General features: G+C 38.9%; 16 protein-coding genes. 15 read left to right on the top strand and 1 reads right to left on the bottom strand.

All coding sequences use genetic code 11. The features are described 5' to 3' along the window. Positions 1-6: 6 nt before the first annotated feature. The 3 genes from BUF13_RS10930 to BUF13_RS10920 are packed head-to-tail and all read left to right on the top strand — an operon-like array spanning position 7 to position 2,593. A complete protein-coding gene (locus tag BUF13_RS10930; RefSeq protein ID WP_073571850.1) occupies positions 7-984 on the top strand; it encodes an alpha-E domain-containing protein in 978 nt (325 codons plus the stop codon). Further along, on the top strand, positions 984-1,733 hold the full coding sequence (locus tag BUF13_RS10925) for a proteasome-type protease (protein WP_073571849.1): 750 nt from the start codon (positions 984-986) through the stop codon (positions 1,731-1,733). Before BUF13_RS10930 ends, BUF13_RS10925 begins: the two co-directional genes overlap by 1 nt. Positions 1,734-1,735: 2 nt before the next feature. Further along, positions 1,736-2,593 carry a transglutaminase family protein gene (locus tag BUF13_RS10920; protein WP_073571848.1) on the top strand — a complete coding sequence of 286 codons (858 nt, stop codon included), beginning with the start codon at positions 1,736-1,738 and terminating at the stop codon, positions 2,591-2,593. A 2-nt stretch (positions 2,594-2,595) separates the two neighbouring features. Here the strand turns inward: BUF13_RS10920 and BUF13_RS10915 are convergent, their stop codons facing one another. Next, a complete protein-coding gene (locus BUF13_RS10915) occupies positions 2,596-3,357 on the bottom strand; it encodes a DUF6503 family protein (protein WP_134204425.1) in 762 nt (253 codons plus the stop codon). A gap of 220 nt (positions 3,358-3,577) precedes the next feature. Here BUF13_RS10915 and BUF13_RS10910 point away from each other — a divergent pair, with 220 nt between their 5' ends. The 12 genes from BUF13_RS10910 to BUF13_RS10855 all read left to right on the top strand — a co-directional run bounded on the left by BUF13_RS10910 (position 3,578) and on the right by BUF13_RS10855 (position 18,250). Then, positions 3,578-4,825, top strand: coding sequence for a PepSY-associated TM helix domain-containing protein (locus BUF13_RS10910; RefSeq protein WP_073571846.1), 1,248 nt, complete (start codon positions 3,578-3,580; stop codon positions 4,823-4,825). A gap of 92 nt (positions 4,826-4,917) precedes the next feature. Then, positions 4,918-5,586, top strand: a complete 669-nt coding sequence (locus BUF13_RS10905; protein ID WP_073571845.1) for a response regulator transcription factor — start codon at positions 4,918-4,920, stop codon at positions 5,584-5,586. Next, entirely contained in the window at positions 5,583-6,971 is a 1,389-nt protein-coding gene (locus BUF13_RS10900) for a sensor histidine kinase (RefSeq protein WP_073571844.1), read from the top strand. The genes BUF13_RS10905 and BUF13_RS10900 overlap by 4 nt, the downstream gene beginning before the upstream one ends. A gap of 70 nt (positions 6,972-7,041) precedes the next feature. Then, the gene (locus tag BUF13_RS10895) at positions 7,042-11,364 is read left to right on the top strand and encodes a CusA/CzcA family heavy metal efflux RND transporter (RefSeq protein WP_073571843.1); all 4,323 of its coding nucleotides are present in this window, start codon (positions 7,042-7,044) and stop codon (positions 11,362-11,364) included. Next, a complete protein-coding gene (locus tag BUF13_RS10890; RefSeq protein WP_073571842.1) occupies positions 11,364-12,506 on the top strand; it encodes an efflux RND transporter periplasmic adaptor subunit in 1,143 nt (380 codons plus the stop codon). The genes BUF13_RS10895 and BUF13_RS10890 overlap by 1 nt, the downstream gene beginning before the upstream one ends. A 100-nt stretch (positions 12,507-12,606) precedes the next feature. Then, positions 12,607-13,191 (top strand): YdeI/OmpD-associated family protein, encoded by a 585-nt coding sequence (locus BUF13_RS10885; RefSeq protein ID WP_073571841.1) that lies wholly within the window; start codon positions 12,607-12,609, stop codon positions 13,189-13,191. A gap of 22 nt (positions 13,192-13,213) precedes the next feature. Further along, positions 13,214-14,200 (top strand): phosphotransferase, encoded by a 987-nt coding sequence (locus BUF13_RS10880; RefSeq protein ID WP_073571840.1) that lies wholly within the window; start codon positions 13,214-13,216, stop codon positions 14,198-14,200. Positions 14,201-14,221: 21 nt separating this feature from the next. Beyond that, on the top strand, positions 14,222-14,833 hold the full coding sequence (locus BUF13_RS10875) for a hypothetical protein (RefSeq protein ID WP_073571839.1): 612 nt from the start codon (positions 14,222-14,224) through the stop codon (positions 14,831-14,833). Continuing rightward, entirely contained in the window at positions 14,823-15,347 is a 525-nt protein-coding gene (locus BUF13_RS10870; protein ID WP_083586433.1) for a GNAT family N-acetyltransferase, read from the top strand. The genes BUF13_RS10875 and BUF13_RS10870 overlap by 11 nt, the downstream gene beginning before the upstream one ends. A gap of 114 nt (positions 15,348-15,461) precedes the next feature. After that, positions 15,462-16,706: an alkaline phosphatase family protein gene (locus BUF13_RS10865; RefSeq protein WP_073571838.1), complete on the top strand. Its 1,245-nt coding sequence runs from the start codon at positions 15,462-15,464 to the stop codon at positions 16,704-16,706. A gap of 4 nt (positions 16,707-16,710) precedes the next feature. Beyond that, positions 16,711-17,103: a group III truncated hemoglobin gene (locus tag BUF13_RS10860; RefSeq protein WP_073571837.1), complete on the top strand. Its 393-nt coding sequence runs from the start codon at positions 16,711-16,713 to the stop codon at positions 17,101-17,103. Positions 17,104-17,218: 115 nt separating this feature from the next. Further along, on the top strand, positions 17,219-18,250 hold the full coding sequence (locus BUF13_RS10855; protein WP_073571836.1) for a hypothetical protein: 1,032 nt from the start codon (positions 17,219-17,221) through the stop codon (positions 18,248-18,250). Positions 18,251-18,274 lie beyond the last annotated feature (24 nt).

Below are 18,274 nucleotides of genomic sequence, written 5' to 3'. Positions count from 1 at the left end.
GGAAATATGTTAAGTAGAGTAGCTAGCCATATTTATTGGCTTGGAAGATATCTGGAGCGTGCCGAAAATTATGCCCGTTTCATTGATGTGAATTTTAACTTGATGCAGGATTTGCCTGTTGATTTGAAGGAACAATGGCAGCCTTTGATTGCTGCTACAGGGGATTGGGAATTGTTTCAATCTCTCTATTCGGATACCAGTAAAAATCAGATCCTTTATTTCTTGGCATTTGATTCGGAGAATCCAAATTCCATGCTTTCTTCCATTATGAAGTCAAGGGAAAATGCTAGGATCATCCGAGAAAACCTAAGTAAAGAGACCTGGGAAAAGGTCAATGAGCTTTACTATATGATGCTCGAAGGGAAGGATAAAAAAATCTGGAAAAAAGCAGACCCTCGCTATTTCTTCGAACGGATTAAAAATCAAATTTTGTTGATTTACGGAATCGCGGATAATAGTGTCGCAAGGGTAGAGGGATGGTATTTCCGACAATTGGGGCAGTTTTTGGAAAGAGCGGATAAGACCTCGAGAATTCTGGATGTGAAATACCATATCCTATTACCATCTGGGCAAGATGTCGGTACTCCCTTGGATTTTCTTCACTGGATGGCATTGCTAAAATCAGTGACAGGATTCAATACCTATCGAAGAGTATATGGTACAATTGATCCTTCGAATGTCGTGGAGTTTTTGGTATTGAATAAATACTTCCCAAGATCCATTTATTATTGTCTCAAAGAAGCAGAGTATTGCCTGCATCACATCTCCGGAAATTTGGATGGAGGCTTTAAAAACCCTGCTGAGAAGTCCGTTGGGGAGCTTCGATCCAGATTGGAATTTGCAGAAGTGTCAGATATCATTGGATTTGGACTCCATGAATATTTGGATAATCTGCAAATAAAACTCAATAATCTATCAGATTTGATCGACAGTACTTACTTTCGACTTCGAGATAATTTTATCTCTCAAACCCACGATCAATAATGACATTTTGCATTGGCATCAAGACCAAAAACGGTTTGGTCGGCCTTTCTGATTCGAGAATAACATCTGGAAACGAGACGACGTCTTCCAAAAAGGTTTTTACAGTCAACCGGGAAAAACATTCCTTCTTTATCATGACTAGTGGCTTACGGTCGGTTAGAGATAAAGCGATTACCTATTTCTCAGAAGTGATCGAAAAGCAGGACGAATCATTTACCAAGTTGTTTCATGCTGTCAATGAATTTGGAAATCAAGTCAAAGTCGTTGCTCGTGAAGACAAAGAGTTTCTCGAAGAAGCGGGGCTCCATTTCAACCTTTTTTCAATAATAGGTGGGCAATTGGAGCATGATACTGAGCCCAAGTTGTATTTGCTTTATCCTCAGGGAAATTGGATTGAAATAAGAAAAGGAACTCCATTTGTAATAATTGGGAATACAGGGTTTGGTAATCCTGTATTGAAAAGATCATTGCATCATGAAGATTCCTTGGAATATGCCTTGAGATGTGCTTTTCTAGCCTTTGATGCGACAAGGATCTCCGCTAATGACGTGGATTTTCCTATCGATACAGTGGTCTTGAAAAACAATGAATACTTTATCACCGAAAAGCGTTTTGACCAAAAGGACTTGGAACATATCTCAGCTTTTTGGAACAATAGATTGAAAAATGCCATCGCTGAGTTACCGGCGGATATTTTGAATTCGGCAATAGGTGAAGAAAAGCAACCTGTGGAAAAGGAAGAGGTCTAAGGATGCTGATCCAAGTCCATCATCTGACCAATTATAAATACTCCGACCCGGTAGGTTTGGGAGTACATAAATTGTTTTTGGTTCCGCAGCACCGTCCTTACTTTAGAATAGAACATCAAAAAGTCAGAATCAATCCGGCTCCGTTAGATTCAAATTTCCGACAGGACCTTGCAGGTAATTGGTATCAGCAGGCCTGGTTTACAGGACAGACAGAGGATTTACAAATCAATACAGAGTGGATATTCCGTTTGGATTCTTTCAATCCCTTTGGATTCATTTTGGATAAGAATTTTGAAGATTCTGCCTGGAATGAGGAATATCCCATATTTAATTATCAGGAGCTAAAAAGTTTCTTAGTTCCATTTCTCCACCAATTATCCAAAAGAGATTTTAGAGAGGTAGTAATTCCTTTGAAGAAAAAATCATCGAGTTTGGTGGACTTTTTAGTCAATTTGACTCAATTAATTCATGACGATTTCAAGCATAAAATCAGGCATGAGCAAAATATTTGGCCACCTGATTTGACATTTGAGCGTCACGAAGGTTCTTGCCGTGACTTAGCCTTGTTTCAGATCGAAATATTGAGGTCGATGGGCATCGCATCCAGGTTTGTTTCTGGTTATGCTTTTAATCCAGACCTGGAGGATGGACATGAGTTGCATGCATGGGTAGAAGTTTATTTGCCAGGATCGGGATGGGTTGGGTTAGATCCAAGTTTGGGACTTTTTACGGACCACCGATACATACCTTTGGCAGTGCATCCAGATCCATTATTGACTATGCCAGTTCAGGGAGCGTATCTAGGATCGGCACAATCTTCTTTGCATACGCAAGTGGATGTGAAAGTGATCAGACCTTGATTTTAGTCTGCTACTACTGCATTCGTATTGGGCATTTGGAAAATTTCATAATCAAACTCTTCATCTTGAAGGATCACATCACCAAAACTTACTTGATACCTGATATTTGTAGTAGAGTCTCCTTCCAAAGTATATCCAGTCAAAATTCTTGGGAAAACTAGACCTCCTGCATCCCTGTAGTCTTCATATTTTAGCGCATTGAAGGATTTGTTCTCAGGATTAAAAAATGTAACTCTGTAGATGAGCCATTCCAATCGGTTAGTTTCAGGATTGATCAAAAGGAAATATTGATCATCAGGGCTATCTCCTGTTCCCGCATCAAAACTAGCTTGAAGGGTTTCAAAAGATTGCCCATTCAGTGTTCTGTTTTCAATTTTTTCGACTGTTACTCCCGGATCGGTCAAGATATAAGGGATGCTAAAAAAATAGAAGTAAAGATTGTGGTAAAACCGAACTGATCTTCCTCCAAATGACTCTCTATTTGGGCTGATCCAAACGTTTTCTCCATCAAATCCAATTTGAAAATTTTGAGAATCTACTCGGCCTTCTCTTGATTCAAGGTTGAAGAAATGGTTTTCCTGAGTCAGGTTGGTTTCATGAAATAGTGTGAAAGAGAGAGCTTTTGCATTTATCCACTTTGACCAATCTCCGTGAGCATCCAGCACTTTCTTAAAGTCCGGATTTACTTCGGGTAATTTTTTTTCTGGACTTGTACAAAATGATAAACCAAGTAATAAGAGGAGAAAAAGGTTTTTGAGTTTCATGTTGGGGTGATTTGATTCAAGCAATTTAGCTACTTCGAGTTTTTTTCAAATAAAATTTAAGAAGAATGATTAAACGTTGATTCTAGTTTTCAGTCTAATGAATGATATTTCTTAGAATCATTCTTAATTATTTTTAGAATCATTCTTAATTATTTTTAGAATCATTCTTAATAATTGAAATTCTATATTAATTTTGACCAAATCTAAATAAGCCTATCCTATGTCTCAGAATAAAACTCTTTGGAAGAAAGTCAGATCTGCTTTTCGAGAAGTCCATTTATGGGCTGGTCTTATCTCAGGTCTTATTGTAATTGCAGTTTGTTTGAGTGGAACAATCTACGTTTACAATACTGAAATCAGAGAATTGGCGGATTCGGAGAGGTATTTTATTGAGGAAGGTGAGACTAAATTGTCCTTGGATGAGATCAAGTCCAAAGTTGAGTCTGATTTGAATGGGAATGTCACATCTCTTTTTGTCATGGATGGGGATGACAGAACTGTTCAAGTGGGTTTATTAAAAGAAGGCGAAAAGGGGAGAGGGACCACCTACTATGTTGATCCATATAATGGGGACATTGTGGCAGATAATTCTGAAAGATCCAGTACAGAGGAATTTATGGGTTATATGTTTTCATTGCACCGTTGGCTATTGATTGATAAAATAGAAGAGCCGATTTTGGAAAGTATGGGCAACCGTGAATTAGGTAGGCTGATCAATGGTATTGCGACCTCCCTGTTTTTGTTGGGAGTGATCACTGGGATAGTAGTTTGGGTTCCGCAAAAAGCCAAAAGCTGGAAACAAGGATTGAAAATCAAGTGGAATGCAAACTGGAAACGTGTCAACCATGATTTGCATAATACCTTAGCTTTTTATTCTCTATTTATTCTCTTTGTGATGTCTGCAACGGGACTTTTCTGGTCCTTTGAATGGTATCGCGAGGGATGGCAAAAGACCTGGGATACTTATAGCCCTCCAAGACAAGGTGCTCCTGCTGGTCAAAGAGGTGGAGGTCCGGAAGGTGAAAAAGAGCAAAAAGCTGAAATACCAGTTTTGGATTTCTCTCTGGACAAAGCTGTGACTGTTGCCAATGAAGCACTACCGTATGATGGAAATTTGAGAATATCCATTCCTCAAAACGGTTCTCAAGATATTTCAATCAGCAAGTATTCAACTGCATTTTTTGCAAAAGCTGGATCAGATCAGGTTTCTCTTGATCAAAGCTCATTGGCTGTAAAAGAGACCAAACTTTTTACAGATATGAGCCTTCGTCAGCAAATCGGAAGGTCTGTGAAAAGTCTTCATACAGGTGAAATTTTTGGTTCATTCACCAAATTTCTATGGTTCTTAGGTTGTTTAATCGCCACTTCACTTCCTATTACCGGGACATTAATCTGGTTGAACAAAAAGAAGAAAAAGCCAGCTAGAAAGAAGGCTCAGCCTGCTCAAAAAGTAGCTGAGATGGCATAATCTTTCTGTCTTTCAGCTATTTTTCTAAATATTTAAGCAAAATTTAAGAAGGAAATGTGCCTTTGCATTTCTGTAACTCGGAATTTTGCAACATGCGAATCTTAGTAGTTGAAGATGAACCTGGAATCTCCAATTTTCTTAAACAAGGATTGGAAGAGGAAGGCTTTGCCGTAGATATTGCCGACAACGGAAAATCTGGATTGGATTTGGCTCAATCAGGTGAGTATGATTTGCTCTTGCTTGATTGGATGATTCCAGGTTTAAGTGGAGTTGAGTTGTTGAGACAATTCAGAAAGGAAGATACTACGACCCCAACTATTTTTTTGACTGCAAAGGATACCGTAGATGAAACCATCTTTGGACTTCAGGCTGGTGCAAATGATTACATCAAAAAGCCTTTTCATTTTGAGGAACTACTTGAGAGGATCAAGGTTCAACTCAGAGGTAGAAACACCCCATCTGAAGAGTTAAACTTAGGTCCAATAAAATTGCTTCCAGCTAGTTTTCAGGTTTTCAAAGGGGATAAGGAAGTGAGCTTAACTCAAAAGGAGTTTTCACTTTTGGAATATCTGATCAGGCACAAAAACAAAGTTTGTAGCAGAACCAAAATTATTGAAAGCGTCTGGGATATCCATTTTGAATACAATACGGGAGTGATTGATGTTTTTATCAATTCATTGAGAAAGAAGTTGGATTTGAATAAAGAGGAGGATTATATCCAAACTGTGAGAGGTGTGGGTTACATGGCCAAGGAACAATGAGGAATTCGTATAGACAACAGATCGCTTTGAGGCTTACAGGAGTCACAGCATTGATTATTTTGCTTGTGTTTGCGATCATCTATGTGGTGGTTAGGGTTACCGTTGTTTCATCCATTGATAGAGAACTCCAATTAGAAACGGACAAGCACAAAAGCCAGATTTTCATCGTGGATGGTGAGATTCGGTTTTCCCATAAAGATGAGTGGCAGGAGCAAGAGCATAGCCAAATTCAGCTCAATCCTATTTTCATTGAAATCGTCGATGATGGAGGAGAAAGTATGGACCGTTCGCCAAATTTGAGAGAAAACCATCTCGACTTTTTTCCACAAAAAGCTGGAAGTGGGGAAGCTTGGACTCATAGAACCGGAGCTAGAGAACTTCGCCAAATGCAGATTCCATTGATGAATGGTGCGCGACAAGAAGGATATCTTCTAGTGGCAAAGTCATTTGAAGATATTCGAACCCTATTGAATAATCTCAGGAACGTCCTTTTGCTTTTGTATCCGGGGATATTGATTTCCGTGTTTTTGGTGATGAGGTATCATGCTGATAAAAGCATCGAACCCATCAGGTCCATTATCAAAAAGACCAATTTGATCACTCAGAGTAATCTAAATGAAAGGATTCCTTTGATCAAACCGAATGATGAAATCGGACAGCTTTCTTCCTCTATCAATAACCTTTTGAATCGTTTGGAAAGTGCTTTGAAGCGAGAAAAGCAATTTACATCGGATGCATCTCATGAATTGAGGACGCCTTTGGCAGTGTTGAGAGGGACTTTGGAAGTCTTGATTCGGAAGCCAAGGACTCCTGAGGAGTATGTAGAAAAGATTCAAACCTCCTTGAATTCGATCGATAGGATGACTGCAATTACGGATCAGCTATTGGCTTTAGCTAGAGCTGATGTAGGAAAGTTGCATGAGGTAGAGGAATGTGAATTGATGGCTTTTTGTGAAGAATTTGTTGCCGAGAAAAGTCAACAAACTGGGAGGGATATTGAGTTGGCATATGAATTAGGAATGCCAATTTTTGTCAAAACCAATGAGAAAGCATTGAGGCTCATTTTGAATAATCTTTTGGGAAATGCATTGAAATATTCTGAAGCAGAAAGTCCTGTGATACTAAGGGTTAGTAAACCGGATTCTGGGGTGAAGATTGAAGTGATAGATCAAGGAGTTGGGATAGCTGAGGAGAACTTGGGACGGATTTTTGATCCATTTTTTAGAGAGAAAGAAGATTATTCTGAAGGCAAGCAAGGAACAGGGCTTGGATTGGCCATTGTAAAGAAAATTTCAGATGAAATGGGGCTTACCATCCAAGTTTTCAGCCGAAAAAACGAAGGTTCAACCTTTTCTGTAGGTTTTCCAACCGAATTTCAATCTTAAGCAAATCTTAAGTCAATTCTAAAGGTATCCTAACTCCCTGTTGTGATCTTTACGGTACAATTTTATACCGATGTTAGATTCAATTATTAGATGGAGTATTTCCAATAAACTCATTGTTGGAATTTTTATTTTATTCTGGATTGGCTTTGGAATTTATGCCTTGAGCAACATTCCAATTGGAGCTGTTCCTGATGTGACCAACAATCAGGTGCAGGTGATCACCACTTCCCGAAATTTGGCTACAGAGGATGTAGAAAAGTACTTGACATATCCAGTAGAGCTAGAAATGGCCAACCTTCCTGGGGTAAAGGAAATTCGCTCTATTTCAAAATTTGGATTGTCTGTAGTGACAATCGTTTTCGATGATGACTTAGGGACCTATTTGCCTAGACAATTGATCGCAGAGAGATTAAAGATCGCTGAGGAAAGTATTCCTGCAGGATTTGGGAAACCATTTATGGGGCCTATCTCGACAGGTCTGGGAGAGATATACCAATATGTGATCGATGTCAAGCCAGGCTATGAAGATGAGTACAGCATTACTGACCTGAGAACGATTCAAGATTGGGTAGTCAGACGACAATTAGCGGGGATACCAGGCGTAATTGAGGTAAATACTTGGGGAGGCTTTTTAAAGCAGTATGAGGTTTCTGTCAACCCAGAACGATTGAGAGGAATGAATATCAGTTTGCATCAGATATTCACGGCTTTAGAGCAAAATAATTCCATCGCAGGAGGTAGTTATATTGAAAAGACCAATGAAAGTTTCTTTATCCGAGGAGAAGGGCTGGTTGAATCTTTAGAGGATATTGGAAATATCGTTGTGGAGCAGAGAAATGGATCTCCGATTTATATCCGGGATTTAGCAACTGTCCAGTTTGGTAGTGCAAATCGATTTGGTGCGATTACAGCAAATGGAGAAGGGGAAAAAGTTTTAGGGCAGATTATGATGCTCAAAGGAGCTGATTCCAAACGTACCATAGATTTGGTCAAAGAACGAATTGCAGAAATGGAGTCAACCCTTCCTGAAGGTGTTTATATCAATGGATTTCTTGATCGTTCTGACCTGGTTGGAAGAACGACCAACACTATTGCAAAAAACCTGATTGAAGGGTGTTTGATTGTGGTTTTTGTAGTGGTACTTCTTTTGGGGAATTTTAGATCAGGTTTGGTTGTGGCATCTGTGATTCCGTTGAGTTTACTGTTTGCACTTTCCCTGATGTACATCTTTGGAGTAGATGCCAATTTGATGAGTTTGGGAGCTATAGATTTTGGGATTATCATCGATGGAGCCGTAATTATTGTAGAATACATTGCCTTTAAGTTTACGCAATCATCAGGAGTTCTAGCAGTAATGAACCCGGATGAAAAGAGGAAGAAAAAAGATGAAATTTCTTTTGAAGGATCTTCGAAAATGATGCACTCAGCGATTTTTGGGCAGATCATTATCATCATTGTTTTTATTCCGATTTTATCCCTTTCAGGGGTAGAAGGAAAGATGTTCCGTCCAATGGCCGAAGTATTCAGCTTTGCCTTGATCGGAGCGATGATCTTGGGATTGACTTATGTGCCGGTAGCTTCTGCTCTATTTTTGAAATCAGCGCATCAGGGACCGAAAAATATCTCCGTGAGAATTATCAAAGCCCTTAACAAGGTTTATGATCCTACAATTCGTTGGGCAATTGATCATGGGAAAATTGTCTTGTCTTTCGCAGGAGCAATGTTGATTGGTGCTGTATTGCTTTTTAGCTCTATGGGATCTGAATTTGTGCCGACTTTGGATGAGGGAGATTTTGTAATCCAGCCAGTTTTAAAGACGGGAACTACCCTAACAAAAACTGTGGAGGTGATTACTGAGATGGAAAAAATCCTAATGGAATTTCCAGAGGTAAATCAGGTAGTTACCAGAATTGGAGCCGCTGAAATACCAACTGATCCAATGTCTATGGAGGAAAGTGATGTAATTGTGACTCTTCATCCACCTTCGGAATGGACTACTGTGGAAACCAAAGATGAGTTGGCAGATAAGTTTAAAGAGGCGCTGCAAGCCATTCCCGGATTGGATTTCGAGTTTACTCAGCCAATCGAAATGAGATTCAATGAATTGATTACAGGGGTTCGGGCTGATTTGGCGATCAAAGTTTTTGGTGAAGATTTGGACGTGCTTTTGTCAACTGCAGAAGAAATTGAAGCTGCAATCCAAGGTGTAGATGGGGCGGCCGATATTATTCTTGAAAAAGTAGACGGTCTTCCTCAAATGAAGATTGAATATGACCGAGTGAAAATCGCCAAGTATGGTTTGAATATCTCTGATTTAAACGAGGTGGTAACGATGGGCTTTGCCGGAATGTCAGCAGGGACTGTTTTCGAAGGAGAGAAGCAATTTGAATTGGTGGTTCGATTTGAGGAGCCTTTTAGAAAAGACATCGTCCATTTGGAAAATGCATCTATTGAGTTGCCAAATGGAGGTTTTGTTCCACTTTCTGAATTGGCAAAAGTGACCTATACCAAAGGGCCTGCGAAAATCTCTCGAGACAATACACAGAGAAGAGTCGTGATCGGAGTTAATGTGAGAAATAGAGATTTGCAGTCTGTGGTGGATGATATTCAAGAGATCGTCAGAACCCAGATTGATATTCCGGAAGGGTATAGAGTAGATTATGGAGGTCAATTTGAAAACCTTCAACAAGCGAGAGCAAGGTTGATGATTGCAGTTCCAATCGCATTGGTGTTGATTTTTATCCTCCTGTATTTTGCTTTCTCTTCAGCGAGAGACGCAATGATGATCTATTCTGCGATCCCGCTTTCAGCGATTGGTGGAGTGCTGCTGCTTTGGTTACGAGATCTGCCATTTAGTATTTCGGCAGGTGTTGGTTTTATTGCACTTTTCGGGATTGCGGTATTGAATGGTATTGTATTGATTGAGCATTTCAAATCTATGGAAGATCGATTTGATTCCTTGAAGGACTTAGTGATAACAGGGGCAAAAGAAAGACTCAGACCTGTATTATTGACTGCTTCAGCAGCTGCTTTGGGCTTTTTACCAATGGCGGTCTCTGGTTCCGCAGGGGCGGAAGTTCAGCGACCTTTGGCTACCGTTGTAATTGGAGGTTTGATCTCAGCAACAATTCTGACCTTGGTAGTTTTACCTGTTTTATATATGACATTTAATTCTAAAAAATCAGTTGGGGGAACGGCTTCTAAGCTTGGGCTTATCTTGGTGTTTTTGACTTTTCTTGGTGGAAATGAGGTTTTTGCTCAGGAAAAAGTTTCTGTCAGCCTGGATTCGGCGCTTAGTATCGCAAGAAGTCAAAATCTAGATTTGCAAGCGGCTCGAATGGCTTCGGAAAGTGCAAATGCGTTTTCCAAATCCGGGTGGGAAATAGATAAGACCACGGTTTACTATGCCGAGGATCAAAATGATATTGCTGAAAATGGCTTCTACAACCGTAAATGGGGAATCCATCAGAGGTTTGATTTCCCAACCCTTTATGGAGCTCAGAAAAACTTGTATCAAGCAAGATCTGAGAAAGCTTTGGCACAAGTAGAACTAGCCCAAATGGGAGTAGAAAAAGAAGTGAGTCAACGCTATGTGGAGGTCGTTTTTTGGAAAGAATCAGAGAAGAACTATGCATTTCTAGATAGCCTTTATGGGGAGTTTGCACGAGCCGCCAATCGAAAATTTGAACTAGGAGAAAGCAATCTATTGGAAAAATTGACAGCTGATTCCAAGCAAAAGGAGATAGTCTTGAAAAGAAATGAGGCAAGTCAAAACCTCGAAATTGCCAAAACGCAACTTCAAAAGTTGCTGAATTTGGATGAGGAATTAGTTTTGGCTGACGATTTTCCTGATTTGACGATTCCTGAAGAATTTGATAATCATCCTGCATTGCAGTGGTATGCTGCAGGTATGGAAGAGGCCTCCTATCAGGTCAAAGCCGAAAAAAGGGCCATGCTTCCAGATATTAGTATTGATGTATTTCGTGGAACCAACCCAGAACCGGGAGCCGAAGTATATCCTGGTTTTCAGGCGGGATTAGGTATTCCATTGTTCTTTGGTTCCCAAAAGGCTAAAGTGAAAGCAGGAAAGTTTTATGAAGAGCAGGTAGCCTTGGAGGCGGCTTCTTATTCCTTAAAACTAGATACGCAGAGGGAGGCTTTGATAAAATCTCTAGAGCAGAGTAAAAGAGTGATTGACTATTTCGAAACAGAAGGGGAAACACTTTCTAACCAACTTCAAAATCAAGCCAATCAATCTTTCAAAAACGGAGAAATTGATTTTCTGCAATTCGTTCAATTGCTGGAAAATGCCAGAAACATCCGATTACAATATTTACAAAGTAAGCTGGACTACCAGCAATCTATTCTTGAGCTAACTTATTTGACATTCTAATGAATATCCGACATTTATTTATTTCCGGCTTTGCTTTGTCTCTTATCCTTTCAGGATGTGGGTCTAATCCAGAACAAGACGAGGCTATTCAGGTAACTGAAAGGACTTCCGATTCTGGTTTGGTTGCTCTTTCCCAAAAGCAATTTGAAACTATGAAAATGACTTGGGGAAGTTTGGAGACCAATGATTTTTCCGAAGAATTGGCTTTGCAGGGTATGGTGAAAGTTCCTGTGGAAGGAATGCAGGAAATCACACCTTTTTACGGAGGCTATGTTTCTGGTCTAAGTTTGATTGAAGGACAATCAGTAAGGAGAGGGCAGGTTTTGTTCTACCTGGAAAGCCCTGAGTTTGTTAAGCTTCAACAAGATTATTTAGAGGCCGCAAGTCAATTGGCCTATCTAAAGGCTGAAAATGACCGTCAAAAGACACTTTTTGCGGAGCAGATTTCAGCAGAGAAAAATTACTTAAAAGCCAATTCAGAATATCAAGGAACATTGGCGAGATCTGAAGCTTTGAAGCAACAATTGAAAATGATCCAAATTGATGCTGGGACATTAACTGCACAAACTATCAAATCTAAGATCCCTGTGATTTCTCCGATCAATGGCTTTGTGGAAGAAGTTTTTGCAGTTCCAGGCTCGTTTTTGGCAGCTTCCGGCAAGGCAATGACTTTGCTAAATAAGGACCATCTTCATGTGGAATTGATTGTCTTTGAAAAAGATGCAGGCAAATTAAGACTTGGTCAGCACGTGAAAGTCTTTTTGCCAGATCAACCAGGAAAAGTAATGGATGCAGAAATACATGTGATTGGTCAGGCAATCAACAATGAAAGACAATTGAATGTCCATGCCGATATGGTTAATGATGAGGAAGAGAGAAGCTTGGTTCCGGGAATGTATCTAGAGGCCAGAGTTCAATTAGATCCTCAAGAGGGATTGGCTCTTCCAGAAACGGCAGTTGGAGAAGAAGATGGGAAATACTTTATCATGGTTCAACAATCCCAAGAGGGAGATACCTATCAATTGAAAAAGGTTGAAGTCGATTTGGGAGAAACCCAGAACGGTGTTGTACAAGTTGTTCCTAAATCCGATATCGCACCAAATGCAAAGATCCTGACCAAGGGGATATTTAACCTAATCTAATTTGAAACCCGGATTTTGTCCGGGTTTTTTTGTTTCTCGATTATCATGGTCAATCCTTAAAAAAATGATTATTTAGCTTTCGAAATAAATTTTTATAGCAATGAACCAGAATCAAAAAGTGGATTTTTTCTTTGATAAAGCTTCCAAATGGAAGGATTGTTACCAGTTATTGAGAAAACTAGTTTTGGAGACTGGATTAGTTGAAGAATTGAAATGGGGACATCCTTGCTATACTTTGAAAGGTGCAAATGTGGTCTTGATTCATGGTTTCAAAGAGTATTGTGCATTGCTATTTCATAAAGGAGCTTTACTTCAGGATTCTCATGGGATGTTGATTCAGCAAACCAAGAATGTTCAGGCGGCTAGACAGATCAGGTTTTCAAATTTTGAAGAAATAGAAAGTCATCAAAAACAGATCAAGGAATATGTTTTTCAGGCGATCGAAGTCGAAAAGGCTGGGCTTCAGGTTGAATTGAAAAAGACAGCGGAATTTGAAATGGTAGATGAATTCAAGGAGATTTTGGAGACAGATTCAAATTTAAAAAGTGCTTTTGAATCTTTGACTCCAGGCAGGCAAAGGGCGTATTTATTATACTTTTCGCAGGCCAAGCAATCCAAAACAAGGGTCTCAAGAATCGAAAAATATACTCCTGCAATCCTGGAGGGGAAAGGCTTAAATGATTGAAAAAATCATTTAATTGCCGGTTATGAATTTCGCACCTGCCATCAGCACAGTTATTTCTCCTGACTTTTTAGCCCAATTGGTGGGGAAAGAATACAATTTTCTAAGTCCGATTTCTTGCAAGGTTTTAAAAACAGGGGTCAATCATACCTATTTGATTGAATCTGGAGAACAAAAGTTTGTATTCAGACTGTATTGCTTTGACTGGAAAACTCAGAAGGAAATTGAGGAAGAATTAAGGTTTTTGAAATACTTGGATGCTCAAGGGATTTCAGTTTCAATTCCAGTTCAAAATTCGCGTCAAGAGTATTTGATCCAAATTCCAGCCTTTGAAGGAATGCGTTTTGGAGTCTTATTTTCCTATGCCAATGGGAAAATAGTTCGTAACCCGGATGTGGGCTTATGTGAAGAATTAGGGGGATTATTGGCTAAAATACATTCAGCAGGAATAGATTTTTCTATCCAAAGGAAAGAGTACAATCCTGACTCTTTGATCCACTGGGCTTGGAGTCAAACTTTGAGTCATTTTTCCAATGATTTTCAAGAACTAGACTATTTCAAAAGAGCCTATGAGGAAATGAAGTCTGTATTGGAAGGTCAACCAATTGAAAAGCTACAACAAGGAGTCATCCATTTAGATGTTTGGTATGAGAATTTCAAAGTTTCGGAAAATGGAGAGATCCATTTGTTCGATTTTGACAATGTGGGTAAAGGCTATTTGTTTTTAGATGTGGGATATGCATTAATGACTTTGTTTAAAAATGAGCCTGACAAAGAGAAATACATTCAAAAACAGGAAGCGTTTCTGAAAGGCTACCGAAAAGTTTTGCCTTTTTCAGAAGAGGAGATGAAAATGATGCCCTTTGGAGGATTGGCGATTTGGCTTTATTACACTGGAATTCATGTGCAGAGATATAATGATTTTGCGAATCTTTTCCTGAGTGAAGAATTTTTGAAATTTTGGATCCATACTGTGGACCAATGGATGAAATTTAACGGGATAGACATTTAATTTGAAAATTAAAATTCATTCATGAAGCAATTTTACATTCTATTCATTCTAGTTTTTTCTTCAATCCAGACTGCTTTTGCCCAAACTGGTTATAAGGATGAGATGGGTAGAGATGTGAGCAAAGTGTATTTTGAACAACAGATATTAGAAGGTCCATTTTTTGGAATTCCAGATGGAGAACATGGTAAAATATTGGTTCATAGAATGCCTTTTGGAAAGGTAGATCCTCTTCCATTTTTTGCAAAAACAGGAAACCTTAAAGCTTTGGAAAGTGGGAGATCTTTGATCGTGATATTCTATCCTGGAAAAGATGAATGTAATTCTTCCGGTGCAGGTGATAATTCGGATTCCTTTTCAAAGGAACATAAAACCTTGTCCAAATGGGCTGAAAAAGGAGATGCTGCTCCTCCAGTATATATGTATGGGAATCCCCATGGTTTGGAAAAGTATGGAGAAGAAGTAACTTGGATTTCAGATCCGGAACATATTTTTCAAGATCAGTTTTTCAAATATCCATATCCATGCGGCAGTTTCGTAATCATCCATCCGAGTGGAGAATATCGAGCGATTTTGGGAGGGTATCCTTTAAGTCAAGTTCAAGTAGCTTTAAAAAAACTAAACCGTGCAAATTGAATCAGTAGAAATAAGAAAGGTGAAAGTAGGAGAAATTCCTGCTTTAGTGAAGATGGCTCAAAAAGCTTTTTTACAGGCTTTTACTGAAGGGAATAAACCAGAGAATGTGTCTTTTTATATGAATGATGCATTTACTGAGAAACAGTTTCAAAAGGAGTTTGAGTCTGATGGTTCACAGTTTTTTGCGGCAATTTTGGATGGGAAAATAATCGGGTACACTAAAATAAATGAAGTTCCATCACAGACAGATATTCATGATCCTGAAAGCTTAGAAGTTGCCCGACTGTATGTTTTGGAAGATTATTTGGGCATGGGTCTTGGTAAAACACTTTTGGATTTGGCAATTTCTCAAGCCAAGGAAAAAGGTAAGAAATACCTCTGGTTGGGAGTTTGGGAGAAGAATGCACGGGCTATCCGTTTCTATGAAAAAAATGGTCTTAAAATCTTCGGTTCTCATCCTTTTCCTTTTGGTGATGAGGTACAGACTGACTATTTAATGAAAATTGAATTTTAACAAATTGTATTAATTCGCATAAGATGCGATTTTATTATTCGAAATTGGGATTGAAAAAATATTTTCATTGCAGATTTGTGCATTGAAAATGAAAGATAAATAACCATAATTAACATGCGTCTACTATTAGCTTTTCTCCTGGTTTTTATTGGGTTGATTCCCCAATCCATTGCTCAAGAAGAAGAGCAATATGTGATTTTGATTTCATTGGATGGGTTTCGCTATGATTATGTGGAGCGCTTTCAACCTCCCAATATTTCTAGATTTATAGAAAAAGGAACGGCTGCAGAAGGTTTGATTCCTTCTTTTCCAAGCAAGACCTTTCCAAACCATTACACCATTGCAACAGGAGTGAAGCCTGAGCATCATGGAATAGTTGACAACAATTTTTATAATCCCAAAAAAGATCTTCAGTACTCAATTTCCAATCGTGATATAGTTACAGATGGAACTTGGTATGGAGGTACGCCAATCTGGGTTTTAGCTGAACAAAATGAAATGATTTCCGCAAGTTATTTCTTTGTGGGAAGTGAGGCGGATGTTCAAGGGATTAGGCCTACCTATTATTTTGATTACGATGGATCAGTTCCCAATCTCACACGAGTTTCTCAAGTATTTGAATGGCTTCAGCTTCCTGAAAATGAGCGACCAAGGATCATTACCATGTATTTTTCAGATATGGATGATACCGGTCACCGATTTGGGCCCAATAATGATGAGGAATTGAAAAAAACACTTTACAGGCTTGATCATGAATTAGGAGCTTTGTTTGAGGGTGTGAAAAGTCTGGATTTACCTGTCAATATTGTGTTGGTATCGGACCATGGGATGGCTGAGGTTCCCCTTGAGAATTTGTTGAATTACGAACCACTCTTGGAAGGAGTTGAGGCAAGAGCTGTTAACTCTGGTACTTTGCTGCATTTGCATCTAAATGATGTCAGTCAAAAAGAATCTATCAAATCGTTGATTGAGTCCAGAGGAGAGCATATTCATGTGATCGATATTGATGATAGGGAGTATTACAAGGATTTGGCCTTGCATAAAGATTTGATGGGCGATTTGCTGATCATTCCTGATATGGGATATAACTTGGTCAATGAAAGAAGCCTATTTCGAGCCAAAAATATGATGGGATTGGACGGACTTTCAGTTTCGGGAGTACACGGATATAGTCCTGACTACATAGAAATGCAAGGGATTTTCTATGCGAATGGTCCTAGAATTAAAGAAGGATTTAAAATTGATCCATTTGAGAATATCCATATTTATCCTTTGCTCTGTGAACTTTTGGGGCTTCCTATCCCTTCTGATATTGACGGGAAAGAAGAGGTTTTAAAGCCTGTTTTGAAAGATAAATAATCACATGGATAGAGTAGAGATTCGAAGTAGGAAAGAAGTTGATTTTTTGGTTAGGAGATTTTACGATCAAGTCAGAAAACACGAAACACTTGGGCCTATTTTCAATCAAGTTGTTCAAGATTGGGATCATCACCTTATTCACCTGAGCGATTTCTGGGAAATGATTTTGCTTCAAACTGGGCCTGGGAGAGGAAAATTCAATCCTACTGGAGTTCACAGGGAGGTGGATTCGCAATTTGGAAATTCTATTGAACAAGCCCATTTTGGAAATTGGTTAGAACTCTGGTTTGCCACGATCAATCGCTATTTCGAGGGCGAAAATGCAGACTTTGCCAAAGAGCATGCAAGGCGGATGGCTCATATGCTATTTATGAGGATTTGGGAGGCGAGGCAGTAGTTAATTTTGTTTTCTAGTTGATTGATTATCAGTATTTTTTTGTAGCTTAATTGGACTTTTGTAAGAAATAGAGTTCGTTTTTTAGATTAATTTCCTAAGCTACTGATTGATTGAGATGATTGTTTTAAAGAATAAGCTTCCATTTATTTTCCTGCTACTGACATTTATTGCAGGCTTTTCAGAGCTTAATGCTCAAACCCCACTTTTTGCTTCTGATGAAATATTGGATTTAAAGTTGAAATTTTCTGTAAAAGATATTCGAAGTAACAGCAATGATTCCACTTATGTGGATGAGGTTCTTTGGTTTAAGAATGAGGTGGGAGAATGGGAAGAGTTAGAAGTAGAAATGAGAACGAGAGGGAATTTTAGATTGACTAATTGTTATTTCCCTCCATTGAGACTCAAATTCAAAAAGAAAAGACGCGAAGGAACTGTCTTTGAGGAAAATAAAAGCCTGAAACTTGTGATGCCCTGCTCCAGAGCTAAAAACGCAGATGCTTACATTGCCAAGGAGTTTATGTGCTACAAAATGATGGAAGAAGTGACCCCTTATACTTTTTCCACAAGGATGGTTCGGATTTACTTTGAGAATGAAGATGATAAAAAGGAAGAGGAAGTAGAGCTTTTTGGTTTTTTGATTGAGGATGATGATGATGTGGCTGATAGGTTCAATGCCGAGATTGTGGATGATAAAAAGATCTTAGGAACTTTATTGGAGGATTCAGCAGCTGTAAGACATGATATTTTTCAGTACATGATTGGAAACACTGATTTTTCTGGACTATTCAAGCATAATCAAAAGGTGATGCAACTGGATGAGAGAACCGTCATTCCTTTAGCTTATGATTTTGACATGACAGGCTTTGTAAATCCTCCATATGCACAAGTAAGTAACTTGGTAGAGATTGAAAGCGTTACAGAGCGGCTTTATCGAGGATTTTGCAGAGATGAGGCCTTATTTCAAGCCATCAGGGCTGAGTTTTTAGAAAAAGAGCTGACCATGTTTTCAATAGTGGATGATCATCAAGAATGGATGTCCAATGGTGAGAAAAAAGAGGTAGAGCGATTTCTGGGAGAATTCTATGCTATCATGAAAAATGATAAAGCTTTTGATAAAAGTATTATTTCTGCCTGTCGTAGTTATTAGTTTCTTTTTTAATTTCTGAGGCTG

Source organism: Algoriphagus zhangzhouensis (assembly GCF_900148515.1).
Taxonomy (GTDB): domain Bacteria; phylum Bacteroidota; class Bacteroidia; order Cytophagales; family Cyclobacteriaceae; genus Algoriphagus; species Algoriphagus zhangzhouensis.
Note: the sequence above shows the minus strand (reverse complement) of the source record. Positions and strands in the feature narration are given on the sequence as shown.